This window comes from Okibacterium sp. HSC-33S16, from assembly GCF_024171565.1.
Taxonomy (GTDB): domain Bacteria; phylum Actinomycetota; class Actinomycetes; order Actinomycetales; family Microbacteriaceae; genus Mycetocola_A.
This window is the reverse complement of sequence record NZ_JALJZZ010000002.1, coordinates 14,071-38,230: the sequence shown is the minus strand read 5'-3', so window position 1 is coordinate 38,230 and position 24,160 is coordinate 14,071. Positions and strand designations below refer to the sequence as shown.

At 64.8% G+C, this 24,160-nt stretch carries 22 protein-coding genes; 10 read left to right on the top strand and 12 right to left on the bottom strand.

Going from position 1 to position 24,160, the window contains the following annotated elements; genetic code table 11:
- Window positions 1-72: 72 nt before the first annotated feature.
- Window positions 73-1,746 (top strand): HNH endonuclease signature motif containing protein, encoded by a 1,674-nt coding sequence (locus tag L1277_RS05310; protein ID WP_253375324.1) that lies wholly within the window; start codon window positions 73-75, stop codon window positions 1,744-1,746.
- Here L1277_RS05310 and L1277_RS05305 read toward each other — a convergent pair.
- Window positions 1,702-3,300 carry a CYTH and CHAD domain-containing protein gene (locus L1277_RS05305; RefSeq protein WP_253375323.1) on the bottom strand — a complete coding sequence of 533 codons (1,599 nt, stop codon included), beginning with the start codon at window positions 3,298-3,300 and terminating at the stop codon, window positions 1,702-1,704. The two genes, L1277_RS05310 and L1277_RS05305, sit on opposite strands and share 45 nt — an antisense overlap.
- A 215-nt stretch (window positions 3,301-3,515) precedes the next feature.
- Between L1277_RS05305 and L1277_RS05300 the strand changes: the two genes are divergently transcribed.
- Complete coding sequence (locus L1277_RS05300) at window positions 3,516-3,695, top strand: hypothetical protein (protein WP_253375322.1); 180 nt, start codon at window positions 3,516-3,518, stop codon at window positions 3,693-3,695.
- A gap of 28 nt (window positions 3,696-3,723) precedes the next feature.
- Complete coding sequence (locus tag L1277_RS05295; RefSeq protein ID WP_253375321.1) at window positions 3,724-4,176, top strand: hypothetical protein; 453 nt, start codon at window positions 3,724-3,726, stop codon at window positions 4,174-4,176.
- A 9-nt stretch (window positions 4,177-4,185) separates the two neighbouring features.
- Here L1277_RS05295 and L1277_RS05290 read toward each other — a convergent pair whose 3' ends face one another.
- On the bottom strand, window positions 4,186-5,613 hold the full coding sequence (locus L1277_RS05290; RefSeq protein ID WP_253375320.1) for a lipase maturation factor family protein: 1,428 nt from the start codon (window positions 5,611-5,613) through the stop codon (window positions 4,186-4,188).
- A gap of 180 nt (window positions 5,614-5,793) precedes the next feature.
- Here L1277_RS05290 and L1277_RS05285 point away from each other — a divergent pair, with 180 nt between their 5' ends.
- Entirely contained in the window at window positions 5,794-6,570 is a 777-nt protein-coding gene (locus L1277_RS05285) for a pyridoxamine 5'-phosphate oxidase family protein (protein WP_253375319.1), read from the top strand.
- A gap of 41 nt (window positions 6,571-6,611) precedes the next feature.
- Here L1277_RS05285 and L1277_RS05280 read toward each other — a convergent pair whose 3' ends face one another.
- Window positions 6,612-7,034: a hypothetical protein gene (locus L1277_RS05280; protein ID WP_253375318.1), complete on the bottom strand. Its 423-nt coding sequence runs from the start codon at window positions 7,032-7,034 to the stop codon at window positions 6,612-6,614.
- A gap of 131 nt (window positions 7,035-7,165) precedes the next feature.
- Here L1277_RS05280 and L1277_RS05275 point away from each other — a divergent pair, with 131 nt between their 5' ends.
- On the top strand, window positions 7,166-7,558 hold the full coding sequence (locus tag L1277_RS05275; RefSeq protein ID WP_253375317.1) for a PPOX class F420-dependent oxidoreductase: 393 nt from the start codon (window positions 7,166-7,168) through the stop codon (window positions 7,556-7,558).
- Between the two features lie 24 nt (window positions 7,559-7,582).
- Here the strand turns inward: L1277_RS05275 and L1277_RS05270 are convergent, their stop codons facing one another.
- The 3 genes from L1277_RS05270 to L1277_RS05260 all read right to left on the bottom strand — a co-directional run bounded on the left by L1277_RS05270 (window position 7,583) and on the right by L1277_RS05260 (window position 9,402).
- Window positions 7,583-8,134 carry a type 1 glutamine amidotransferase domain-containing protein gene (locus tag L1277_RS05270; protein WP_253375316.1) on the bottom strand — a complete coding sequence of 184 codons (552 nt, stop codon included), beginning with the start codon at window positions 8,132-8,134 and terminating at the stop codon, window positions 7,583-7,585.
- A 149-nt stretch (window positions 8,135-8,283) separates the two neighbouring features.
- On the bottom strand, window positions 8,284-8,886 hold the full coding sequence (locus L1277_RS05265; RefSeq protein ID WP_253375315.1) for a DNA alkylation repair protein: 603 nt from the start codon (window positions 8,884-8,886) through the stop codon (window positions 8,284-8,286).
- A 30-nt stretch (window positions 8,887-8,916) separates the two neighbouring features.
- Window positions 8,917-9,402, bottom strand: a complete 486-nt coding sequence (locus L1277_RS05260) for a MarR family winged helix-turn-helix transcriptional regulator (RefSeq protein ID WP_253375314.1) — start codon at window positions 9,400-9,402, stop codon at window positions 8,917-8,919.
- A gap of 98 nt (window positions 9,403-9,500) precedes the next feature.
- Here L1277_RS05260 and L1277_RS05255 point away from each other — a divergent pair, with 98 nt between their 5' ends.
- On the top strand, window positions 9,501-10,115 hold the full coding sequence (locus L1277_RS05255) for an NADPH-dependent F420 reductase (RefSeq protein WP_253375313.1): 615 nt from the start codon (window positions 9,501-9,503) through the stop codon (window positions 10,113-10,115).
- A gap of 261 nt (window positions 10,116-10,376) precedes the next feature.
- Window positions 10,377-12,107, top strand: a complete 1,731-nt coding sequence (locus L1277_RS05250; RefSeq protein WP_253375312.1) for a stealth family protein — start codon at window positions 10,377-10,379, stop codon at window positions 12,105-12,107.
- 75 nt (window positions 12,108-12,182) lie between these two features.
- On the opposite strand, the gene L1277_RS05245 is transcribed toward L1277_RS05250, so the two are convergent.
- Entirely contained in the window at window positions 12,183-13,148 is a 966-nt protein-coding gene (locus L1277_RS05245) for a phosphodiesterase (protein WP_253375311.1), read from the bottom strand.
- A 178-nt stretch (window positions 13,149-13,326) separates the two neighbouring features.
- Here L1277_RS05245 and L1277_RS05240 point away from each other — a divergent pair, with 178 nt between their 5' ends.
- The 3 genes from L1277_RS05240 to L1277_RS05230 all read left to right on the top strand — a co-directional run bounded on the left by L1277_RS05240 (window position 13,327) and on the right by L1277_RS05230 (window position 16,820).
- On the top strand, window positions 13,327-14,805 hold the full coding sequence (locus L1277_RS05240; RefSeq protein WP_253375310.1) for an NAD(P)/FAD-dependent oxidoreductase: 1,479 nt from the start codon (window positions 13,327-13,329) through the stop codon (window positions 14,803-14,805).
- The gene (locus L1277_RS05235; RefSeq protein WP_253375309.1) at window positions 14,802-15,245 is read left to right on the top strand and encodes an SRPBCC family protein; all 444 of its coding nucleotides are present in this window, start codon (window positions 14,802-14,804) and stop codon (window positions 15,243-15,245) included. Before L1277_RS05240 ends, L1277_RS05235 begins: the two co-directional genes overlap by 4 nt.
- 210 nt (window positions 15,246-15,455) lie before the next feature.
- Window positions 15,456-16,820 carry an extracellular solute-binding protein gene (locus L1277_RS05230; RefSeq protein WP_253375308.1) on the top strand — a complete coding sequence of 455 codons (1,365 nt, stop codon included), beginning with the start codon at window positions 15,456-15,458 and terminating at the stop codon, window positions 16,818-16,820.
- Between the two features lie 83 nt (window positions 16,821-16,903).
- Here L1277_RS05230 and L1277_RS05225 read toward each other — a convergent pair whose 3' ends face one another.
- From L1277_RS05225 to L1277_RS05205, 5 genes are all read right to left on the bottom strand, one after another.
- Complete coding sequence (locus L1277_RS05225) at window positions 16,904-17,857, bottom strand: carbohydrate ABC transporter permease (RefSeq protein ID WP_253375307.1); 954 nt, start codon at window positions 17,855-17,857, stop codon at window positions 16,904-16,906.
- On the bottom strand, window positions 17,854-18,780 hold the full coding sequence (locus L1277_RS05220) for a carbohydrate ABC transporter permease (RefSeq protein ID WP_253375907.1): 927 nt from the start codon (window positions 18,778-18,780) through the stop codon (window positions 17,854-17,856). The genes L1277_RS05225 and L1277_RS05220 overlap by 4 nt, the downstream gene beginning before the upstream one ends.
- Window positions 18,781-19,024: 244 nt before the next feature.
- Window positions 19,025-21,922, bottom strand: a complete 2,898-nt coding sequence (locus L1277_RS05215) for a helix-turn-helix transcriptional regulator (RefSeq protein ID WP_253375306.1) — start codon at window positions 21,920-21,922, stop codon at window positions 19,025-19,027.
- Window positions 21,923-22,053: 131 nt separating this feature from the next.
- Entirely contained in the window at window positions 22,054-22,470 is a 417-nt protein-coding gene (locus tag L1277_RS05210) for a hypothetical protein (RefSeq protein ID WP_253375305.1), read from the bottom strand.
- Window positions 22,471-22,618: 148 nt separating this feature from the next.
- The gene (locus tag L1277_RS05205) at window positions 22,619-24,145 is read right to left on the bottom strand and encodes a methyltransferase (RefSeq protein ID WP_253375304.1); all 1,527 of its coding nucleotides are present in this window, start codon (window positions 24,143-24,145) and stop codon (window positions 22,619-22,621) included.
- Window positions 24,146-24,160 lie beyond the last annotated feature (15 nt).

Genomic DNA, 24,160 nt, shown 5'->3' with positions numbered 1-24,160 from the left:
GACTGGTGGCCGTTGTCCACGAGCCTGCGGCTCGCCTTCAACGTGTCGACCTGGTGCGGCACGGTAGGGGGCATGTCCGAGATTCTGGATCGGCTCCCTCAGGTCGTCGCACAGCTGCGCACCGGCTTGGGCCTGCCCGAGCTGCCCGGCACGGGGCCGGATAGTGAACCCAGCGTCACGGACCTTGTCGAGCAGCTGGGCGCCGACCGGATCGAGTGGTTCACCCGAACGGCCGCCGAAGTGATGAAGCTCGCCGAGGCTCTCGTCGCAATCGGAGCCGGGCACATCGCCACACTGTCTGGCCACGAACTCGGCTACGCCGGGCTGGCGCAGAGTCGCGGCATGCGTACTCCGGAGCACCTCGTGCAGTCGCTCACCGGCACGAGTTACCGCGATGCCGCCAAGCAGGTGCGCGTCGGCGGAGGCATTCGCGAGGCCCGATTCGCCGAACGTGCCCGGGTGACTGCCGACCGCGAGCGCGTCGACGGGAATGAGCCCGAGCCGACGCCTCCGCCCGAGGCGCCCTGGCACTCGCCACTGACCCTCGCGGCGTCGGCCGGAGAGATCTCGACCACGGCAGCCGAAGCGATCATCCGCGGACTCGGTGAGCCCGACGAGAACACCTCGCCCGAGGCGCTGCGGGCTGCCGCCGAACGACTGCTGCCCTTCGCCGACACTACTGACGCCGATGAACTCGGCCGACTCGCTCGCGAGGAGCGCAACCTCCTCGATGTCGCGGCCGTTGCAACGCGCGAGAACGCCTTGCGCGAAATGCGAGGTTTGCGGATGCTTCGGCGCGATTCAACAGGAATGCGCGGCGTGGTCCTCCGGCTCGACCCCGAGACAGAATCGATTTTCACCACACTCATCGATGCCTCCACCGGCCCACGGCGGGGTGGCCCGCGGTTCGTGGACCCGGTCGCCGTCGAGGCGGCTGAGGCAGTGATTCGCGATCCGCGCAGCACCGAGCAGATCGCTCTCGACACGCTGGTCCGGCTCATGGAATTGGGCGCTGGCGCCGACCCCGACGTGCTCTTCCCGCACCAGGCGGCGCTCCGTATCGTCGTGCCCGTCGAGAGTCTCGACGGGGCCGTGTCCGGCGGCCCCGGCGCCTCCACCACCTCAGGCACCTCCACCACCTTGGGCGCCTCCGGGATCTCGCGTCCCGACCACTCACCGCCGGGGCCGGCTCTCCTGGAAGACTCACATGAGGCCGTCTCAGACGCCACCGTCCAGCGAACCCTGTGCTCGGCCGAACTCGTGGCCGTGCTCCTCACCCCCGACAATGTTCCGTTCGAGTCAAGCATCAGTCATCGGCTGTTCACCCGCCGACAGCGCCAGGCCCTCGCCGTGCGCGACGGCGGATGTCTCTTCCCGGGCTGCGACCGACCGGTGTCATGGACGGAAGCTCACCACATCACCCCGTGGAGCGTCATCCCGAGAACCGAAGTGAGCGACGGAGTTCTGCTCTGTCGGCACCATCACATGCTCGTGCACAACAACGGATGGACCATTTACCGGCGGGGTGCCGACTATTTTCTCAGCCCTCCCGCCGCGATCGACCCCGAACAGAGAGAGGTTCTCCTCGAGAGCAAGTCGGGGCTCATGCGAGCAAGAAAACGTGCCCGTGCCCGCCAACTGGCCGACGTTGCACCGCGACAATCCGGTGCGGCATCACTCGCGCCCGGCAGTCTCCGCGGTTCAGAACCGGTCGGCCATCCCGGTGACCGCCTCGATAGCTCGTGAAGATTCGGCGAGCGCCTCCTCGCCCTTTCGTGCGTTGACTTCAGCCAGAACACCGTAGACGAACGTCTTCTCGCCCTCCGCATCGGCCCGGTTCGACGTGAGTATGAGGTGCTGAGCGAACAACACGCAGTCCCGGTGCTCACCGAGGGTGTCCTGCACGAGTTCCCCCGCCTCGGCCACCCGGGCGTACTTCGACCCCACATCGGCGCTTGCCACCACAGCCTCAGCCGTGTAACGCAACCGTCGAGCGGCCCGCCGCACGGCGTGGAGCTGGACCTCGAGGTCACCGCCATCCGCATGCAGCGCATCCGCTCGCTTGCGCACCCGCCGAATCTCACGCGCGATGGTTTTGCGAACCGCCTTCCGCGGGGCTTGCGCGGCTGCCTCGGTCAGCGGCGGACGAGCCACGAACTCATCGAGTGCGTCGAGCAACCGAAAGTACTCCGACGACGTCAGCACCCGGCGCAGCCGGTCGTGGGCCTGGCGATACTCCGACTGTGCGCCATCGACCAGTCGCGCCCGCGCATCCTCGTCGTCCTGCTGTGCAGGCAAATCGTCGAGGTATGCGGCAGCGCGCAGGCCTCGCACTTCAGCGTCGCGCGCCTCACCGAGTGCGAAGCCGAGTCGTTTGAGGTGGGAGCGAAGGTCATCGGTAGCTGACCGATCGAAGATTCTCCGGAACGCGGCCAGAACGCTGCGCAAGCGCCGCACGGTCGTTCGCATCTGGTGCACGGCGTCCGGTTCATCGGCGCGAGCGGCGGGGTCCGCGTCTTCAAGGGCGCGTACGAGGTCCGCGATGGCCGGTACGACGACGGATGCCACACGGCCCGGCTCGAGATCGGCGCGCGTTCCACTCACATCGGTGGGGTTCAACGTCTCGTCGGACGCCACATCAAGGGCAAGCGGTACGTCGGTCAGCGAATCGACTCCGAGGGTGCGAGCCATCTTGGAGACGCTGGGGGACGGCTGCACACCGGCGGCGCCAAGCATCCGTTCAATCTGGTCCAGCAGGACGGTGCGCCCCTCTTCGGTGTCAGGGGCGCCGCTGAGCAGTTCAACCTCCCACTCACGCCAGGTGCGCAGGGCACCGTTGCGGATGTCGGTGCCCTCAACCTCGTCATCAGCCAGCTCGACAACGCCGACACCGGCCGCGTCGAGGAGGTGGATCGCGGTGCGCCGGGTGGCAATCCGGGCAATGGGAGTAAGTTCTCGGTCGCGTATGCACGCCCGCACCGGTTCGAGGACAGCGTCGGGCACAACCCCGGTGTCCTCACCGACCGGCCAATGCAACTCTGTGCGTCCCTCAGCCGCCGGCTTCTTGATGTGCCAGCCGGCATCGCCGCCGCCCTCCCGACGGCGAATGATGATGCGGCGTCGGGCGAGGTCGTTGTTCGCTGTGTCGTAGTAGACGGCCTCGAGCGACACGGGATCATGCACCTCGACGGAGGCGATGCCGGCGATTCCGATCAACTCGGGCACCACCGCGTTGCGGTCGACGTCGTACTTGCGCTCAATCTCGGTCTGCGCTCGACCCGGTGCTGCAGATTCACTCATACCTCCTGTCTACCCTCTCCCTGCGCGTGGTTCCATCTGTTGACACGGCAAACCTCGTGGGCTCGACGCATGATTTCGCCGCAAACCCCGACACGCGCGGCACCCGAACCCCGATGCGAACCTGGCGGCGGATGCCACGTGGCTACGGATGCCACGTGGCTACGGACGTCGTCAACCCCTCGTCCCGTCGAAGCGCCCGAGCGTACGCTCGGGCCATGACGAACAACGAAGAAACACCTCTCGATTCCACTCCGTCAAACGACGTTTCGCAGCAGGCGTCCGAGGCAACCGACGATGCCGCTTTCGGCGCGGACGACGGAATCGGTGACGGAACTGGGCTCGGCGAAGGCAACGGTAACGCGGGGCAGTCGTCGGAGGACACACCCGCCGAGTGACAGCCGCCAGGCACCCATCGGGGCACGGGTGACGAAGAAACTCATACCCGCGGATCTTGGCCTCGACCCGGGGAGCGGATCCGCCGAGCACCTGTACCGCTGGTTACTGGCGAGCGTGCTGCTCGGTCGGCCGATTCAACAGAGCGTCGCCGCCGCAACCTACCGGACGCTGATCGGTGCAGGGCTCACGAGCCCGACGTCCTTCGACCGAGTCAGCCGCGAACAACTTCGACGCTTGCTCGATCGTGGCGGCTATGTGCAATTCGACTTTCGGATGTCAGACACGCTTCGCTCAGTCATGCGCGCGATAGCGACCGAGTACGGTTCCGTTCATGGGCTCGTTCAGACCTCGGCCGACGAAGCTCAGCTCACTGCTCGCCTGACCGGCTTGTCGGGAATCGGTCCGGTGACCGCCCGAATCTTCGCGGCGCAGGTACCCGCCACCCTCTATGCATCAGGTCTCGGAGACGACGACCGCTGACGACTGCCGCTACGGACGCAGCGTCATCGGATCAACGAGCGTGCCCACGAGCGTGCGTGACCACCACTCGCCGGTCTCACGTTTCTCGGCGCGAGTCGTGAACCGGTATCGAAACGCTCGCGCTCGAATCCAGCGCGGCGGAGCATCCGGAAATGGATTTGCTGCCATCAAACGGAGCGTGCGCCGATCCCCGGCAAGCAACCGCACGAGAAGCATCTGGAACCAACGGGTATCGGGTGAGCCCAGCGCCAGGAACCACATCAGCCAGTCGAGCCGCAAATGGTACGGGGCGAATTGGCCGGGCACCCGCCTCACGTCCCCGGGCTTTCCCTTGAACTCGTAGGGCTTCCACTCCGATTCTGCGGTCGGATGTTCGTCGTCACACCCTTCGACGATCACTTCGAGTCGCACCTTGGTCACGGTTCCGAAAGCTCCATACGCGTTCACGAGGTGGTACCGATTGAAGCTCGCGTTCATCAGCTGGTGCCGCGCAAAGAGGTTTGCGAGCGGGCGCCAACTGAGTACGAGCAGAAACGCCGTCACAGCCAGCACGATGACCATGAACCACAGCGGAGTGGGCGCAGCGGTGCGCGCGAAGCCGAATCCGGGCACGACCGCCCGAATCACCTCATCGCTCACGGCCGAGAACGCCAGCACAATGGTGATCCAGTTCAGCCACGCGAAGTTTCCCGTGAGCACCAGCCACAGCTGGGTCAGGATGATGATCAGTGCAGCAACGGATGCCACGGGCTGGGGTGCGAAGAGAAAGAACGGCACGATCAGCTGCGAAAAGTGGCTGCCGAGCACTTCACACTTGTGGAACCAGCGGGGCAGTCGGTGTGCGTACCAGCTCAGCGGATTTGGCATCGGCTGGGTCTCGTGGTGGTAAGTCAGCGCCGTCAGGTCACGCCATTCCGAGCCGCCACGCATCTTGATCATGCCGGCACCGAACTCCAGTCGAAAGACGAGCCAGCGCAGGAACAGGATGATGACCAGCGGCGGCGCCACCTCATCCGAGCCGAGGAACGCCACGATGAATCCCGCCTCACAGAGCAGGCTCTCCCAACCGAACCCGTAGAAGGTCTGCCCGATGTTCACGATCGACAGATAGCCGGCCCAGAGCAGGAGAAAGGCGACCATGGGTAGCCATGGAGGGCCCTGCTGCGGCAGACCGGCAACCAGCGTTGCAGCGATTCCCGCGCCGACCGAAGCGACCCCGAGGAGGAGTGAATCGCTGTACTTCCAGTGGAACAGGCTTGGCGACTGTCGAAACGTAATCCGGTTGAGGAACCATGGCGCCGGCAACAGGCCACGCTCGCCGAGGAGCGCCGGGAACTGATTCGCCGCCGAAATGAACGCGATGAGATAGAGCGCTGCAATCCCGCGCTGAAGCACCTGGCGCGCCAGTTCATAGTCTCCCGCTGCAAACCACTCCATGGTGATGCCGACGGTAGTCCCGCTCTCCCCGGTGTTGTCAACCGCTAGACGAGAGGCTCCCTGTGCGGCCTCGGGGCCTTGTCAACCCGGTAGAGACCAGCGGATGTCACAGCGTAGCGTTCCGAGAAACGCCCGGCCCGGCTATGGCCGGGAGGCATGACGACCGAGGGAGACAAACCGATGACGTTGAACGATCCATTCGATGCAACCCGTGCGGGACGAGAAGGAAACCCGGGATCCCCCGGAACTACTGGGGCGTCTGGCGAACCCGTTGGCACCAGCCCAGACACCACAAACACGGCGTACGGTCGTGTCGACGCCGCTCATGATCAGGCCACGATTCCAGACCCCGGTGCTGCGCCCGAGGTCACCACGACGACCGACGGCGGACTCATCGACGCGGGCATCAGCGACGCAACCACCGCTCCGAGTACCGACGCCGAGACCACCGACCCGTCATCGAGCGAGTTCCACGCCGCGGACGATGACGACATGGTCACCATCGCCAAACTCGTCAAGGCGTCTAAAATTGCGCTCCTCACCACGGTGACGCCGAGCGGTCAGCTGCACAGCCGTCCACTGGCGACACAGGAAGCCGACTTCGACGGTGACCTCTGGTTCTTCACTCAAGACCCCAGCTCGAAGGTCGATGACATCCGATCGAATGACCAGGTCAATGCGGCGTTCGAGTCGGGCAAGGGATACCTCTCGGTGTCCGGCTCGGCAACGCTGGTGCATGATCGCTCCAAGATCGACGAGCTGTGGAGCCCTGCGGTGTCGGCCTGGTTCCCGGACGGAAAGGATGACCCCACGGTCGCGCTCATCAAGATCAGCGCGCAATCGGCCGAGTACTGGGCGTCAGACGAGCCGGGTGTTGTCAGTGTCTTCAAGATCGCCAAGGCGGCGCTCACCGGTGGCCAGCCCGACGTGGGCGAGAACAAGTCAGTGGACCTGTAGGTCACTCGACCCGGACTTCTCGGAGGCGGTGACCGGGCCCATCAGGCCAGGAAGTCGTCGGGTGAGAGCCACCGGACGCCCCGTTTGTGGCTCAGCAGTTGTGCTCTCACCCGCACCCCCACCCGGGTGCACTCCAGGTGCACCTGCTGGGCCCATGCCCGGTCGAGCGCAGTCAGGTCTGCCCCGGCGTAGCGCTCCCAGACGAGAATGAGCTGGGTTGCGTGTGCAGCAGCCATTACCCGCGCGATGCCGTCTGCGAGCTCTGCGGTCTTCTTCGGCTCTGGCCGGGCCGGGTAGTCGTCTGTCGGCATGAGAAGCGGCAACTGCACGTCGTTCTCGTCGAGGAACAGAAGCCACAGCTGCCGCCGACAGGCGCGACCGATGAGGTCGGTCACCCGTTGCTCAATGAGGTCGTCGGTGACGAGCGGATACAGGTGGGTCTCGGATGCGGGAATTGAGGTCATGCCTCGATACTTCGCCGACCTCGACAGGCCAGCCCGAGACATCCGTTATCTGTGGATAGAGGTCGCCATGTGGAAAACCTCCCCTTGCGGCGATTCTGGACCGGGAGACCCGAGAGTTCTAGGGTGAACTCATGAGCACCGAGATTCCGGCCCACCTCGAGCACCTTGTGACCAACCCAAACTTTGGCAGCCTGGCCACTGTGCGGCCCGATGGCACCGCGCAGGTGAACCCGATGTGGTTCGAGTTCGATGGCACGAATGTGCTCTTCACACACACGACCAAGAGGGCGAAGTTTCGCAACCTGCAACACAACCCGTCGATGGCGTTCTCGATCTTCGACCCGGAGGACCCCGAGAGCTACATCGAGTTGCGTGGCGTTCTCGACGAAGTGCGCCCTGACCCGACCGGGGCTTTCTACGTGCACCTCGGCAAGCGTTACGGCAACGCGACGCAAGAGGCACCGCCGGACAGCGCCGACCGGGTGATCCTCGTAATGAGAATCTCGAAGGTGATCGGCCGCTAGCCCAGCGGTGCCAGCGAGAAGTACTTACGCCGTTTGTCCGGCGTGCTCGCCCTCCGCGATCTCCTCGACGAGCTTGGCGTTGAACGCCGGCAGGTCGTCGGGGGTGCGGCTCGAGACGAGGCCACTGTCGACGACAACTTCCTCATCGACCCAGTTCGCGCCCGCGTTCGTGAGGTCGGTCTTGAGACTCGGGTAGCTGGTGAGCTCACGGCCGTTCACAACGCCGGCCTCGATGAGAATCCACGCACCGTGGCAAATGACGCCCACCGGCTTGTGCTCCTCGAAGAAGGTGCGTGCGAAGGCGATGGAGTCGTCGTCCATCCGCAAGTGATCAGCGTTCACAACCCCGCCGGGCAGCATGAGCGCGTCAAACTTTGTCGACGATGCATCGGCGGAGCGCACGTCCACCTGCTGCTCGTGCCCGTTCTTCCCGGTGATCGTTCCGATTTCGGGCGACACCAGAACGGCCTCAGCGCCGGCATCCGTCACCGCCTGCCAGGGGCTGGTCAGCTCGGAGTCCTCGAATCCATCGGTCAGCAGAAATGCGACTTTCTTGCCAGAAATATCCTCAGTCATTGTGCTCCTTTCCACCAGCCACGTTACGCGGGGCACTCCCCGATCAGCAGGGCCTTGACGGATGGTGCCCGGCACGCCTAACCACGGCAGATAACGGATGCCTGTGGCCAACCACGCGCGTCGACCCCGCCCCCGTTTACCCCGAAGCGCTACCTCTCGAGCGCCGCGAGCACGGTGTCGATGGCTTCATTGACCACATCGCTGACGTACGGCTCAGCCAGGAGCGCCCTGGCCTGGCGTGCGAACCGATCGGGGTCACCGTTGCCCGAGCGCAGCGCGCGCAGCGGTGCGAGAATCGCGGCACGACGCAGCCAGACGTTGTTCTCGGTGAGCCAGCGGTCGAGGGCTGCAGAGGCGCGGAGCCGACCCGTGTCATCGAGCCGCTCAAGCATCGGGCCAACGACGTCGACGGCCAGCGCGTCCACGAGCGAACGCACCCGGCTGTCCCGGAGGAACCCCTCGATGCGGGTGAGGTCGGAGTTGTCGAGCAGCGCCACGCTCGACTGCAGGAGCACAACGGCCGCGAGTCGGCGTTCATACACCGGTGCACTCCACAACTCGGAGGCGAGCGCGGTCACTTCGTCACGGGAGAGCCCGCGGAACTTGCGCAGCGCGTTGCGCACGGTGCCGCGCACAGCGCCCACCGATGCGCCGTATGAATCCAGCCCACTCGACGCGCGGTCATCCGCGGGGAGCGTCCACGCGGTTTCCGCCCGAAGAGCCGCGTCGATGAATTCGGCGGCCTCGCTCATGCTTCCCCTCTGACCGAGCGCGTCGGCGGGTTAGGCCCGCGCGTCCGGGTTGAATCGGTGTTCGGGGTCGAGGGTGTCGAGGATCCGGCTCATGATCCGGTCGAGATCAGCGATGTCCTCGGCGCTCAGCGGATCGATGACGTTCTCCCGCACAGTAGCCACATGCCCCGGCGCGGTGGCAACGACTTTCGCGTACCCCTCCTCGGTGAGGTGAGCGTTGGTGGCGCGCTTGTCCTCGAGGCACGGCGTGCGCTCGATGAACCCCTTTTTTTCGAGACGGGATGCCACGTGCGAGAGCCGAGGGAGTGTTGCGTTGGTCGACGACGCCAGGGCCGTCATCCGCATGACGTTCCCGGGCGCCTCAGAAAGCATGGCCAGAACGAAGTATTCGAAGTGACTGAGCTCGGCATCGCGCTGGAGTTGCGAGTCGAGCACGCCCGGCAGTAATTCCACCACGGCCACGAACTTTTTCCAGGCGTCCAGTTGGTCGTTCGTGAGCCAGCGTGTCTCGGTCATAGTCCCAGTCTACCAATACTTGACGCTACAAGTAATTGGGAGTAAGGTTAGTTGTAACAACAACCAATGGGCGCGAGCTCACACGTAGGGGAGTACTCATGATCACGGTCACCATCATCGGAGCAGGCAACATGGGTGCCGCTCTCGCCAGCCTCGCCATCACCGGCGGAAATCCCGTGCAGGTCCTCGCGCGGGATGAAGAAAAGGCCCAGGTTCACCCGTCGGCCGCGACCGGTGTCGTCGGAGACGCCGTAACCGGTGACATCGTCATCCTCGCCCTGCCGTACCCGGCTGTCGCCGATGTCCTGTCCACCTACGCCGGCCAGCTGGACGGCAAGATTCTCGTCGACCTCACCAACCCGCTGGACTTCGCCACCTTCGACAGCCTCGTGGTGCCTGCCGACAGTTCAGCCGCAGCCGAAATCGCGACGCAGGCACCGGCATCCGTTGTTCTGAAGGCGTTCAACACCAACTTTGCGGCCACGCTCGCGAGCGGCACTGTCGGCGACGCGCCGACCACCGTGCTGGTTGCGGGAGACGACGCCGACGCCAAGGCCACCCTCATCGCGCTCGTCGAGGCTGGTGGTCTCGCAGCCGTCGACGCCGGCTCACTGCGCCGGGCTCGCGAACTCGAAGCGCTGGGGTTCCTGCAGCTCACCCTCGCAGCCGGTGAGAAGATCTCCTGGGCCGGAGGATTCGCCCTCACGAAGTAGGGTTCTGCCGGTGACAACGGCCGGTGTGTTTCTGCACACCGGCCGTTTCCTGTTGTACCCGGGCTGAATGCGGCCCGGAACCGGCACACCGGAGAAGAGGGCAGCCGCAAGCCGGGGGTCCCTGGCGAGCAGTGTGCTTAGAATGAGCACACTGACACCGGTCACTCGACCGCAACGTCTGAGCGCAGGCAGCGCCGCCACCGCAGATGCGGAGCGCACCACAACGCCCACAAGGCGACCCCATTCAGAAGGGCGGCGATTATGACGACGTTTAACACCCCGGGCAGCAAGCACCAGACGGCGACGGAGAGCGCCGCAGACGCGTTCCGCCGAGACGACCCCATTACGGCCTCCCTGCCGATCCTGAGCGAAACGCCCGAACTCGTCGTGCTCTCCAACGGCACGCGTGACACTCGGTTCTCGCGCGATGACGTGGTGTTGCGCAAGGGCGAATTCACCCTGCTCAACGGCCATTTGACCCCGCGCGAGTCGCGGATCACCGACCTGCTCGAGATCCGTCGCGTGCTTGAGGCCAACGACATCCCGTATCTTCTGGTGCGCGGCAGCAACGGCAATCCCCTGCTCGCCGTCGACCGGAAGTGCCGCAAGCAACTGGCATCCGCCTTTGCCAAAGCGTTCGCCAATGAGCCGTTCTACGCGAAACCGATCGACCCCGCCACGCTCCGTGAGGACGGAAAACCTCGCAAGAAAGCGGATGCCGCGGCGCAATTGCTAGCCGACGGCACCTTCGCTCGCTCGAAGAAGGCATCCGTTTTTCGGCTGTATCGACCGCGCATCGAACCTCTCGGTCGCTTGCGATACGGTCCTGACACCGCCGTTCAGCTCGAGCTCTGGCGGTTTGGCGAGGACGAGATCGTCGCACCGGTTGAAAACGCCCTGATGCGCCGTTGGCTTCCGCGGTCGGAGGCGCTCGAAGACACCGTCGAAATGTTTGGGCAGACCTGGCCCACCCTGCAGAACATGTTCGCCGACCTGGCGAGCGATGTGACCTTCGACATCGACATGGTGTTCTCCTGGGTCGACGGCTCAAGCATTGAGTTTCAGCGGGCGCGCGCGAAGCGGATGCAGAACTACGTGGTCGGTGAGGGCGACGACTCTGAGGCACGATTCCGGCAGATCAACGAACTCAAGTACGCCCTCCGGAGCGTCTACATGTTCGCGCCGTGGGTGCGCCGTATCTTCATCGTCACCGACTCACCGCGCCCCGAATGGCTGGCCGAGCACCCGGCGGTCACCCTGGTGCGCAGCGAAGACCACTTCGAAGACCTGAGCGTTTTGCCCACCCACAACTCACACGCGGTCGAAGCGCAGCTGCACCACATCGACGGCCTGGCCGAGCACTTTCTCTATTCCAACGACGACATGTTCTTCGGTCGAGCCATCAGCCCCGACATCTTCTTCTCGCCCGGTGGGATCACCAAGTTCGTCGAGGCATCCACTCGAATCGGGCTCGGCGACAGTGACCCGTCGCGCAGCGGGTTCGAAAACGCGGCCCGGGTGAACCGACGATTGCTGCGCGAGCGGTTCGGCAAGGTCACCACCCGGCACCTCGAGCACTCCGCTGCTCCCATGCGGAAGAGCGTGCTGCACGAGCTGGAAGCGGAGTTTCCCGAGGACTTCCGTCGAACCGCCGCGAGCCGCTTCCGCTCGGCCACCGACATCTCGGTGACCAACTCGCTCTACCACTACTACGCGCTGATGACCGGGCGCGCTGTTGTGCAGACCAACGCCCGGGTGAAGTACATCGAGACCACATTGAAGTCGGCGATCCCCTCGATGGAACGACTGCTCAAACGCCGCGATCAGGACATGTTCTGCCTCAACGACGGATCGAAACCCGAGATCTCGGTTGAGGAACGCACCGAGGCGGTGACCGGGTTCCTCGAGCACTACTTCCCGTTCGCGGCCCCGTGGGAGACCGAAGTGGCCGTGCACAATGCCGAAGCAGCGTCAGGAACGGATGCCGGTTAGCCGGTTTCGCCTGCGGCGTCCGGAGGAGAACGTGGCGGCGTAGTACCCCCCTGCGCTGGCGTTGACCGGCACCGGTCAGACGAGGACCGGAATCGACTCGGTCGGCGGAGCGTGCCTGATGGCTGGGACGCTGTGTACCGGGCGCACATCGGCCGCTGTCACCGGTTCGGCGATGTGGACCCCAAGCAGTTCGAGGCGCCGGGCGCTCTCGCCTGCGTCGATGTAATCGAGGGTCGGGAACGCCCCGAGCGGCACCACCGAGTGCAGCACCGTTGTCGGATACACATGCACGAGGTTGAAAGCGCGGGCGCCGTCTCGCCCGCGTGTCCCGCCCACCGGAACCGTGAGGTCCTGGGTGTAACAGGTGGCCGAGGCCACCGATACGGGGATCCCCGCGAAGGTAGCCATCGACGAGTAGTGCAGGTGTCCGCCGAGGATGCTGCGCACATCGGACCCTTCGAGCACTTCCTCGAGCCCACCCTGGTCGCGGAGCTCAACGCTCACCGCGAGGTCGAGCACACTCGGCACCGGCGGGTGGTGTAGTGCGAGGATCGTGCCGTCTGGTGCCGGCACCGACAACTCTTCGGCCAGCCAGTCGAGCTGGTCACCGGTCACTTCACCGTGGTGGTGCCCTGGCACCGTCGTGTCGAGGGTGATAACACGAAGTCCGTTCACGTCGTAGACCCGGTCGACCGGGCGACCGGTCGGCACCTCGTTGAACAGCCCGGCCCGAAATGCCTCGCGCTTGTCGTGGTTTCCCATCACCCAAATCACCTGTGCGCCGAGCCGGCTCGCTGCCGGGTCGACGATGCGCCGGATGCGCTCATATGCGTCCGATTCGCCCTTATCGGCGAGGTCACCGGTGAAGACGATGGCCTCCGGGCGAGAACCCGATGCCTCCAGTTCGGTGAAGACCTGGCGCAGGTGCTGCTCACTGTCGACGGAGCCGTACAGCTTGTTGCCTCCGGCCAGAAGGTGGGTGTCACTAATGTGCAGGAGAAAGTGGTCCGGCCTCGGGTACTCAGCCGTGCGCTCTGTCACGTTCCGTCCAATCGGTTGGGCAGTGGTGCGAGTCCGTACCACCGTACGTGTACGGCCATTTCACCAGACGATCTTGAATGCGAGGTGAACGCCGCACGACATCTGTCCATCTGACAATCCATCAAAAACGCTCGTCAAGGGGTCGCACCGAATACTCCCCACTGGCATACTGCGGAGAATGCCAGAGCCTGAAGCAATCGTCGTCGGAGCCGGTCCGAACGGGCTCGCTGCCGCCGTCACGCTGGCTCGAGCCGGGGTGGCCGTTCGGGTCTACGAACGCGGCGACACCATCGGCGGCGGCTCCCGCACCTCCGAGGTGACTCTGCCCGGCTTTCGGCACGACATCTGTTCGGCCGTTCACCCGATGGCTCTTGCCTCCGATTTCTTCTCCCGGTTTGGCTTGACCGATCGCATCCCATTTGCCTTCCCCGAGATCTCATACGCCCAGCCGCTCGACAGTGGTCGTGCGGGGCTCGCCTGGCATTCGCTGGATCGAACGGTCGACGAACTTGGCCGGGATGGAGCGGCCTGGCGACAACTGTTTGAGCCGCTCGTCTCTCACGCCCACTCGGTCGCCGGATTCGTCGCGACCAGCCTGCTCCGCGTGCCGGAGCATCCGATCACCATGGCGCGCTTCGGGTTACGCGCCCTCGAACAGGGCAGCCCGTTCTGGAACGCCCGGTGGCACGACGATGTTGCCCCGGCGCTGCTCACCGGGGTGCTGGCACACGCCATTCGCCCGCTTCCCGGTTTCGGCCCGGCCGCGGCTGGCCTGGTTCTCGCCACTCTCGCCCACGCCGGCGGCTGGCCGGTTCCGATCGGCGGCAGCCAGTCGATCGTCAATGCGATGGCAGCGGATGTCATCGCCAACGGCGGCGAGATCATCACCGGTACCGAAATCACTCACTTGCGCGAACTCCCGCCAACGAGAGCGGTTTTGCTCGACACGAGCGCCCGCGGGCTGGTGAAGATCGCCGGAAACCGGCTCCCGGCGGGCTATGCCCGACGGCTGGGACGGTTCCGATACGGCAATGCCGTGGCCAAAGTGGACTTCGCGTTGTCGGGCCCGGTGCCCTGGACGAATGAGGCGCTGCACGAGGCCGGAACACTGCACCTGGGCGGAACCCGCGCTGAGATCGCACGTGCGGAACACGATGTCGCGCGCGGACAGCATCCGTCAAACCCCTACGTTCTGGTGTCGCAGCCGAGCATGTTCGACCCAACCCGCGCGCCCGAAGGAAAGCACACGCTGTGGGCGTACACCCACGTGCCGAGGGGGTCGACCGAGGATCGTACCGAGGCAATCACCCGGCAGATCGAGCGATTCGCCCCGGGTTTCCGCGACCTCATCCTCGCTTCCTCCCATCGGTCGGCGGTTGAGTACGAGGAGTACAACCCGAACTACATCGGCGGTGACATCTCGGCGGGAGACGTTAATACCTGGCAACTCGCCGCGCGCCCGACGCTGTCACTCAACCCGTGGCGCACGCCGCTGGATGGGCTGTACCTGTGCTCCTCGTCGACACCGCCAGGTCCGGGCGTGCACGGGATGCCCGGTTGGAACGCCGCGCTGCTCGCACTGCGCGACCACTTCGGTGTCACCACACCACCCTCCCTGTCACCGTCCCCCGAACAATTCACTGGAAGGTCGTCATGAGCGTCAACTACCGACTCATCCACTCGAGCCCCGAGCGGGTCTTTGAGGTGCTGGCGAACGGCTGGCTTTACCCGAGCTGGGTGGTGGGAGCCTCGCGAATGCGCGATGTCGATGAGGCGTGGCCCGAACCGGGTGCTCGACTGTTTCACTCTTTCGGAGTGTGGCCCTTCCTCATCAACGACTCCACCTCGGTGCTCGAGTGGGACCCGCCTCGACACATGAAGGTGAAGGCGCGCGGTTGGCCTGTCGGTGAGGCGCATGTGACCCTCGACGTCAAGCCTCGCGGCGACAGCTGTGTGGTTCGCATCGGCGAAGACGCGGTCAGCGGGCCCGGGCGATTCATTCCCGAGCCCCTGCGGCGGGTGATGCTGCACGCTCGCAATGTTGAGACGCTTCAGCGCCTGGCTTACCTCGTCGAGGGCGGTGCGACCGCCAACTGATCGGTGTCGTCTCGGTCTGCGCGTGCTGCCTCTGACCGGTTTCTGATGTACCTCCGACGCCCCGTGAGGGAGAAACGAACCCGGTATCGTGCGGATCCGCAACCCCTTGCCGGTGTTCCGCAGGATCGATAGCTTCGGCTTCACAGCGACGTTTGTGTGCGCGGAGGCCGGCGACGACGCCAGTCTCGTGGTTCAGGAAAGGGACAACACATGGTTCAGGGGCACAAGGGGATGATCGCCGTAACCGTGACGGCATCCGTACTCATTCTGACGGGGTGTGGCGGCGGAGGCGGAGGCAACACCGCCAAGACATCGTTCACGGACAGCCCATCGGGCGCTCTGTCCGCCTGGGGCTTCGACAACGCAGATGACGTCGGTACGTCGCGGCTCGACTACGCCGAGAAACAACTCAGCGATGTCGACATCAAAATTGACCAAACAGCGTTTGACGCACAGAAGTTCACGACGCGCGTCGCCAGTGGCAACGTTCCCGACATTGTCCAGATGGATCGCCAGTTCGTCGGCACGTACGCGGCACAGGGCCTCATCCAGCCTCTCGACGAATGCTTCGCGGCCCACAGCGTCGAACCCGACGACCAGTATTACGAGTCGGTCATCGATGACGTCGAGTGGGACGACAAAGTGTGGGGAGTGCCGCAGTTCTACCAGCCGCCCGCCATCATCCTCAACAAGCGCGTGATGGATGCGGCCGGAGTGACATCCGATCAGATTGACACCTCGAAACCTGATGTCCTCCTCGACGCCATTGGCAAGATGTACAAGGAATCCGGGGGAAACCCCAGCGTCATCGGCTTCGACTCGGTCGGTGTGAACCAAGCCGGGCTGTGGATGCTCGGGTTTGACGGCGAGCTCATGGACGACGACGGTGTTCCGGCGCTCGACTCACCAGAGAACGCGAAGGCGCTCGACTTCCTCAAGCAACTGTTCGACGCGCAGGGCGGATACGCCAAGTACAAGAGCTTCACCGATTCATTCGATGTCTTCGGTGACGCTAACCCGTACGTGGCAGACCAGGTTGGAGCCCAGGTCAACGCTCAGTGGTACGTCAACGTGCTGAGCCCATACGTCGACCAGATCCAGATCGAAGCGGTTCCGTTCCGGAACGTCGACGGTGAACCATTCACTGTCGCGAGCGGACAGTCATTCGTCATTCCTGCCGGAGCGAAGAATGCGGATGCCGCTTGTGCGTGGGCACTCGAACTGACCTCTCAAGACGCCTGGATGGCTGCTGGAGAGGCTCGCGCGAAGACCATTGCCGAGAAGCCGGGAGCCATCAACACCGGACTCTTCACCGGCTCGCCGAAGGCTGATCAGGCAATTCGCGACAAGTTCGTGACGGAAAGCGGAAACGCCGGATTCGACCAGACGATCGCGACGTTCTACGACGTCGTCGGTGAAGGCGAGTCCTACGGTGCCTCCGCTGCTGGCCAGGAGATCCAGACCGAACTCAAGAACGCAGTGACCTCCGCGCTCCTCGGTGACAAGACCTCCGAGGAGGCACTGGCAGACGCCCAGAAAGCCGCGATGCGGGCCTACGACAAGGTCGTGAAGTAACCCTCACCCCACCCGGCACCAGAGAAGAACGGGCAACTCCTTTCCGGAGCTGCCCGTTCTTCGCGTTGTGGATCGACCGCGCCCTAGCCTTTCCGACCCTGGGTGGCGACACCTTCAATGAAGTACCGCTGTCCGAAGGCGAAGATCAGCAGCATGGGAATGGTGACGATGAGCGACGCGACCATGACGTACTGATAGTCACCCTGCCCACCTGCGGTCGGGCTGTATTTGGTCATGGCATAGGCAATACCGAGCGGCGCAGTGAAACCCTCGACCGAACCGGCGTTGAGATAGATCAACGACGCCTGCAGGTTGTTCCAGCTCGCCTGGAACTCGAAGACGAACACGATGATGAACGAGGGGATCGACAGCGGCATGGCGATGCGCCGGAAGAGACCCCAGTAACTGCAGCCGTCGATTCGGGCGGCCTCGAACAGCTCCCGCGGGAGACCCAGGAAGAACTGTCGCTGCAGGAAGATGTAGAACGCCGAACCGAAGAGGTTCGCACCCCACAGCGGCACCCACGTTCCGATCAGCCCCAATTCCTTCCAAATGAGGTACTGCGGAATCATTGTCACAGCGCCCGGCAGCATCATGGTCGCAAGAACCAATCCAAACAGCAGGTTGCGGGCCGGGAACTTGAAGTAGGCGAAACCGAACGCGACGACCGAGCTGGAGAGAGCGACGGCGAGTGCGGCGAGAAGCGCGATCGAGACGCTGTTGAACATCCAGCTGATCAGCGGAAGCTGATTCCACACCTCGACGTAGTTCTCGGGCACCCAGGTCTTCGGAATGAGCGCGTTGTCGAAAACCTGCCCGCGCGGCTTCAGGCTTGCCGCAAGCAACCAGACGAACGGGTAGAGGAACAACAGGGAGAATCCGATGAGCGCAATCCAGAGGACGACCTTGCCCAGGATGGTCTTCGGTTTGTGCCACCGGTCCACCTTCGGAATCTTCTTCCCGGACGCGACGGTGTTCTCGCCGATGGCCTGGCCGGCCAGTCTTACGGCATCCGGTGATGACTGGGTGACGCTCATCGGTTGTCATCTCCCTCGTAGTACACAAATCGGTTCCCGAACTTCATCTGGATGAAGGTGATGATCATGATGATCATGAAGAGGAGCCACGCCATCGCTGCCGCAAACCCGAAATCGAACTGACGGAACGCCTGCTGGAACAGGTACACCGCGTAGAACAGTGATGATTCGGGCGACGCATTGGATTGGTCCCGCCAGAACAGGAGATAGGCCTGGTCGAACACCTGGAACGCTGCGATGGTGAGCACGATCACGTTGAAGAAGATCGCGCCCGAAATCATCGGGACCGTGATGGAGAAGAACTGCCGCACCGGGCCGGCGCCGTCGAGTGACGCCACTTCGTAGAGGTCACGCGGCACGTTCTTGAGCGCCGCGAGAAAAATGACCATCGTGCCGCTGACCGTCCACAGGGTCATCAACACGATCGACGGCTTCACCCAGGCCGGGTCGACGAGCCACTGCGGCCCCTCGATGCCAATCACGGCAAGGCCCTTATTGATGGCACCCGAATTTCCATTAAGCAGAAGCAGGAAAACGGATGCTGTCGCCACCGTCGGCGTCATTTTTGGCAGGTAATAGATGGTGCGAAAAACGCCAGCGCCCTTTCCGACCCGAGCGAGCAGCAAGGCGAGGAACAGGGCAAACGCAATCTCGAGCGGCACGGCCATGAGCGCGTACACGAGCGTGTTTCCGAGGGCAAGGCCCACCTTCGGATCCTCGAACAATTGGGCATAGTTCGCGAAACCGACCGGCGTTGCCGAGTTCGTGGCGAGGTTGTAGTCGCTGAAAGAGATGACGAGGCTGTAGATCATCGCGCCGAGGGTGAAGATGAGGAACCCGATTACCCAGGGCCCGATGAAGAGGTACCCGGCAATTGCCTCTCGGCGGTTGTAGGTGCGCTTGGGTGCGCGACGGCGATTCAATGTCCGTCGCGTGTTGGATGGTGTTGCGCTGCCGTCGGTGCGGCCGAGCACACTGGTCACGGTGCCTCCTCGACCCGGGAAGCCCGAGATGTTCTGTGTTCCATGCGTGTCCCCTTTGTCAGGTTCAGCACAGTGCTGAAGAGCGTGGCACCATTGCCACAACCGGACTCTAGAAGCGCTAAGAGAAGTCGGCAACCGCTTCTAGAAGGAGAAGAATCGGACTATCATGCCGATAATTACTGGGTCAGACCGGTTCTCGGGCGAGGAACACGGCCTCGGTGCGGCTGGAGGCCCCGAGCTTGCGCAGGATCGCCGACACGTGCACGCTCGCTGTCTTGGCGCTGATGAAGAGCCGTTCGCCGATTTGCCGATTGCTGAGCCCTTGCCCGAGGAGGTCAAGGACCTGCCGCTCTCGCGCCGTGAGGTCCGTGGCATCCGCTGATCGCCGTCCGGGGGTCAGGGAGAGTCCGGCACGATCTGCGACTTCGCGCGCCTGCCTCGACACGAGACCGGCGCCGAGAGCCTCGGCCCGGTGCCAGGCATCGCGAAGAGGCGGCGCGGCAGCCGTCCTGTCGCCCGTTTCGACGAGCGCCTGCGCCTGCCGAAGCGCCGCGTATGCGGGCAGGTGTGCCTGGCTGGCCGGGTCGGTCGCCACACGGTCGACGACGCGCTGCCACGCGTCTGGGTCGTTTCCGGTTCCTGTTCCGCCCGACAACTCAGCGTCGACGATCGCCGTCCACAGGTCGGCGGTCGGCCACCAGCTGACCGATTGGAGCAGTGCCCGAATCCTGGCCTCCGCATTGTCGGCGGTCGGCGGCGTGGCCGCGCGTCGAAGCGCGGCGAGCGTCCGTGCGGCGACGGCGAGTAACGGGAGCTCGTACCCGGGGACCGCACGGTGGTCGGACTCAAAGAGTATCGACACCTCGTCCCACGCCTCGTCCGGAGCGTTTTGCGCGAGAAGCAACTCGGCTGCCACGCGCGGCGCGCCGAGCTTGACCTGCATTTCGACCTCACCGAGTTCGCGCAAAGACGTCCGCACGCTGCGATAGAGGCGGAAAGCGGCATCCGTTTCTCCTCGCCAGGTCAGCAGGAAGATTCGGGCCCGATTGAGATAGGCGTTGAAGGTGGGCGATGGGAGCAGTCGGATCGCGCTGTCGATGAACGCGTCGGCGCGGTCCCACTGGCCCAGGGCGATGAGCGGATCCACGGCGTTGGACTTCAGGATGATGCCCGAACTGCGCTCGACGCCCAGTTCGCGAGCACGCTCAATGCCCAGCTCGGCGATACAGAGCGCCTCGCCCGAGTGGCCGAGCAGGAACTCGGCGTCTGAAGCGTTGACCCGGTATCGCAGTCGCGCGCTCGTGTCGGTTTCGGAGAGGACCAGGGCGTCGTTGAGGTGCGCGCGTCCTTCGGCGATGAGACCCGAGCTGATCTCGCTTGAGCCGAGCACGTTCGAGGCGATCGACGCGTGACGGTCGGAGCCAGCCCTGTGCGCCTCGGCGAGCGCCTGTTTTCCGGTGATGATGGCTTCATCGAAGTGAGCGTTGAGCATCAGCCGACTGGCGAGCGCCGTGAGCAGCCCCGATCGTAGTTCGCCTGCGCTCATCGTCGTGCCGGCGAGGCCGGAGGTGCCGGCGTATCCCTCGGCACCGGGCGGGACCAGTTCCAGCGCCTGGCGCAGCAGTGGAATCGACCCGGGTTTTCCGACATTGCCGAGGTAGAGCGCCTTGTCACGCAGAAGTCGGGCGTAACGCAACGCCTCATCGCGTGGGCATTCGTCGAGCGCCAGATTGATCATGGCGAGGGAACGTTCGCCCTCACCGGCATTGCGGAGAGCGGATGCTGTTTGCGCCAGCAAGTCGATTTTCTTGCGTTCCGCAACCGTTTCCGCGTTCGGCACCGAGTCCCACAACTCCAGCGCCCGTTCACCCATTTGGGCGGCCGTTCCATAGGCGTAGCTGGCCCGTGCTTCGCTCATCGCAGCGAGCGACGCGGGGAAGGCGCGAGCCGCGTCGTGGGCCGCCATCCAGTGATACGACACCTCGGCGGCGACCCGGTGTTCGGCCGAGATGGCCTCTAGTGCTTCGGCGAATCGGGTGTGGAACCTGGCTCGCTCACCGGGAAGCAGGTCACTGTGGATCGCCTCGCGAACCAGCGCGTGCCGGAACGCGTAGCTCCGCTCGTCCGCCACGAGAATGTGCGCGAGAACGGCCTCGCGCGCTGCGGAATCCAGCTGATCGGCGTCACCCGGAAACACGGACGAGAGCAGCGTATGGTCGACGCGAACACCGCCAGCCGAGATCAGTCGCAGCAGGTGCTGGGCCTCGTCGCTCAACCGCTCATACCGGGCGAGCAGTAACTCACGAAGTGTCCACGGCAGCTCGCCTTCGCCGGAGGCGTCAAAGCCGACGAGCTCCTCCACGAAAAAGGGGACACCCTCGCTGCGGGCGTGCACACGGTCGAACGCCTCCTCATCGGGTTCAGCGCCGAGGATCTGAGTCACCTGTCGACGGACATCGTCACGGGTCAGCCGCGCCAGCTCGACCCGCGTTACGCTGCGGCTGCGGTCGAGTTCAGACAACAGCGCGCGAAGCGGGTGGCCACGCGACACGTCCTCGGTGCGAAAGCTCAGCACAACGAGGATCCGGCCCGATCCGAGCACCCGGAGCAGGAACCGGAGCAGGTCGAGGGTTCCTTCGTCGGCCCAGTGCAGGTCTTCGATCAGCACAACCAGCGGGGTCTGCCGCGACACGGTTTCGAGCACCGTGGCCACCGCATCGTGTACCCGGTTGAGCCGACCGGTGGCAGCGTCGGGGGTGCGCGCGGCGAGCTCGGGCACGAGCGCCGCGAGCGCCTCGCCGCCCGGGCCGCCGGCGTCGAGCACGGTGTCTGCGCCGACCGCCGCAACGAGCGAGCGCAGTACGGCCTGGATCGGGGAGTACGGTGCCGCAACGGCCCCGAGGTCGACGCACTGCCCGGTCAGCACGAGTGCCTCGGTCGAGGCAAACGCACGAAACTCTTCGAGTAGGCGAGTCTTGCCGATGCCGGCTTCACCCGACACCACGACGCCCTGCGGTCGCCCGTCGCGGGTGGCGGCGAAGACCGAACGCAGCCGAGCCAGTTCGGACTCACGCCCGATCATGGCAGGACTCGACGCCGGGGATCTCACTGACTCATCGTGCCACGCCGCTGTGACACCCGTCGAGGGCGCCCCCTCCCGCGAAGCGGGGACAATCGCCGCTCGCTCCCGCGCTACCGACGTTACCGCCTGCATCACCGGCGGCTGCTGGCCAGCTCGCGGCGTGCCATCCGCTTTTCATCGTTGCCTGTTGCGGTCTCTTCACCCCGGGCAGCGAGTGAGGAGACCGGACGTGGGGACGGCGCCGGTTCGACCGAGGTGGCGGATGGAGGAGAAACAGGGCGCATCCACTCGGGGCCGCCTGCTGTGACGTCCTCGCGGACGAAGAACCGCACGATGCGCGAAAGCCGGGTGCGCGCTCCATGACGAGCACGATGACGAGCTTCGCCACGCGCCTCGTGATGCGGCTCGTGTCGCGCCTCGGGATGCGCCTCGGGATGCGCCTCGCTGGCACGCTCGTCTGCCGAGCGCTGGCGTTCCAGGTCCCGCACGAGTCGTTCCTCGGTGTAACGCAGGAGCAGTTCGGTTCCGTAGTCGCCTGAGATGTTCATGATGCCTCCGTCGATGTTCGATGGACCCATCGTGTTCTCTGAGGGCAGGGCGCCGGATCGGGCGAATGTCCTATCTTTGCGGCACGTCGAGGGCTGAGACGGCGGCGGGCTACCTTAGTCCGCCGGGTAAGCGGGTAAGCGGGCTCCCTTAGTCGGCGGCCGTGAGGAACCCGTCGTCGATCAGTCCACGGATACGCGGCATCAGTTCGGCGAGAAGCTCAGCGAAGTCGACCTCCATCAACTCGGCGATCGCCGCCACAATGGCACCCACCGAAAGATCGCCGTCACTCGCGCCGACCAGGCCCGACAGAGCAGTGTCCATGCGTACGGAGCGTCCGAACCCACCGCCCTGCCGCAGCATCATGGCCGTCGGGTCTTCGGCCCCGGGCCAATAGTGCCGCTCCTCGGTCACATCCTGCGCAACGGTGAGGTGCGCCGCGGCGATTTCGGCGTCGGATCGAGACGACTGCCAATCGTGCGCCCGCAGGACCGCACTGAGGTGAAGGCCAAGCCCGGACTCGTTCGCACCGAGGGAACCGTGCAACCGCTCAAGGCGACGCAATGTCGGAGAGCCGGCCAACGGCATCCGCACCGTGACATATCCGAAACCGACCTCGGTGACGCGACGTGCCTCAAAATCATCGAGCCAGGCGGCGTAGAGCCGATCGAATTCGGGAGTGCCCGACTGTGTGCCACCGTCGCGAATCCAGGTTTCGGCATACTGGGCGGCGTCCTGCGTGTCGCGTTCGATGACCCACGCGTCAAGGCCGGTCCCGTCGAGCCAGCCGCCGACCCGCCGGAACGCATCGTTCCCGACGCGATACTCCCAGTTGCCGAGCATTTGCGCCACACCGCCGGGGTTCAGGTGCGCGGCAACCCCGCGCAGCACGGCCTCAACGAGCGCGTCACCCTCCATGCCGCCGTCGCGATACTCGTAAGCGGGAACGCCCTCGGCGCGTGGGGTGATGACAAAGGGGGGATTGGAGACGATCTGGTCGAATCGCTCGCCGCGAACTGGCTCGAACAGGCTGCCGTGCCGAAACTCGATGTTGGAGATGGAGTTCAGCTGGGCGTTAAGGGCGGCGAGCTCGAGCGCGCGCGTCGAGATGTCGGTGGCAACCACGCGGGTGGCGTGCCGCGCCGCGTGCAGCGCCTGGATGCCGCAACCGGTGCCCAGGTCGAGCACACTGCCGACCGGGTCCTGCATCATGAGCCCGCTGAGCGTCACAGATGCCCCTCCGACACCGAGAACGTGCTCTTCGCTGAGCGGTCGACCGAGGGCGAGCTCGCCGAGATCGGAGGCAATCCACCAGCTGCCGGCGCCATGCGCGTCGACGAAACTGTATGGGCGCAGGTCGAGCAGCGGGCGGGCCTCGTCGCCGGTGAGCTCGACGAGCCCGAGATCAATTGCGCCATCGACGCCCAGCGTGGGAAGAGCAGTTGCCAGATCATCGCGCGACACCGCGAGGCCCAGCACAAACAGTGTGGCGAGGGTAGCGGATGCCTCTGGCCCGTGATCCCGTCGGCGTGCGGCAAGCGCGCGCAACGCTGGCACCCGTTCGTTGCGGTGAAGTGCGGCTTCGGCGTTGACACCCCACAGTTCGGTGAGCGTTGTCACCGAATATGCGGCGGAGTCGAGATCGATTCGAAGGGAGTGCACGAGCGCTGAAGTCACGGTTACCAGTGTGGC

Bases quoted from the DNA above. Each gene is read 5' to 3' on its own strand.
- L1277_RS05310 (WP_253375324.1), top strand. From the start codon at position 73: ATGTCCGAGATTCTGGATCGGCTCCCTCAGGTCGTCGCACAGCTGCGC.
- L1277_RS05305 (WP_253375323.1), bottom strand. From the start codon at position 3,300: ATGAGTGAATCTGCAGCACCGGGTCGAGCGCAGACCGAGATTGAGCGC.
- L1277_RS05300 (WP_253375322.1), top strand. From the start codon at position 3,516: ATGACGAACAACGAAGAAACACCTCTCGATTCCACTCCGTCAAACGAC.
- L1277_RS05290 (WP_253375320.1), bottom strand. From the start codon at position 5,613: ATGGAGTGGTTTGCAGCGGGAGACTATGAACTGGCGCGCCAGGTGCTT.
- L1277_RS05285 (WP_253375319.1), top strand. From the start codon at position 5,794: ATGACGTTGAACGATCCATTCGATGCAACCCGTGCGGGACGAGAAGGA.
- L1277_RS05280 (WP_253375318.1), bottom strand. From the start codon at position 7,034: ATGACCTCAATTCCCGCATCCGAGACCCACCTGTATCCGCTCGTCACC.
- L1277_RS05275 (WP_253375317.1), top strand. From the start codon at position 7,166: ATGAGCACCGAGATTCCGGCCCACCTCGAGCACCTTGTGACCAACCCA.
- L1277_RS05270 (WP_253375316.1), bottom strand. From the start codon at position 8,134: ATGACTGAGGATATTTCTGGCAAGAAAGTCGCATTTCTGCTGACCGAT.
- L1277_RS05265 (WP_253375315.1), bottom strand. From the start codon at position 8,886: ATGAGCGAGGCCGCCGAATTCATCGACGCGGCTCTTCGGGCGGAAACC.
- L1277_RS05260 (WP_253375314.1), bottom strand. From the start codon at position 9,402: ATGACCGAGACACGCTGGCTCACGAACGACCAACTGGACGCCTGGAAA.
- L1277_RS05255 (WP_253375313.1), top strand. From the start codon at position 9,501: ATGATCACGGTCACCATCATCGGAGCAGGCAACATGGGTGCCGCTCTC.
- L1277_RS05250 (WP_253375312.1), top strand. From the start codon at position 10,377: ATGACGACGTTTAACACCCCGGGCAGCAAGCACCAGACGGCGACGGAG.
- L1277_RS05240 (WP_253375310.1), top strand. From the start codon at position 13,327: ATGCCAGAGCCTGAAGCAATCGTCGTCGGAGCCGGTCCGAACGGGCTC.
- L1277_RS05235 (WP_253375309.1), top strand. From the start codon at position 14,802: ATGAGCGTCAACTACCGACTCATCCACTCGAGCCCCGAGCGGGTCTTT.
- L1277_RS05230 (WP_253375308.1), top strand. From the start codon at position 15,456: ATGGTTCAGGGGCACAAGGGGATGATCGCCGTAACCGTGACGGCATCC.
- L1277_RS05225 (WP_253375307.1), bottom strand. From the start codon at position 17,857: ATGAGCGTCACCCAGTCATCACCGGATGCCGTAAGACTGGCCGGCCAG.
- L1277_RS05215 (WP_253375306.1), bottom strand. From the start codon at position 21,922: ATGATCGGGCGTGAGTCCGAACTGGCTCGGCTGCGTTCGGTCTTCGCC.
- L1277_RS05210 (WP_253375305.1), bottom strand. From the start codon at position 22,470: ATGAACATCTCAGGCGACTACGGAACCGAACTGCTCCTGCGTTACACC.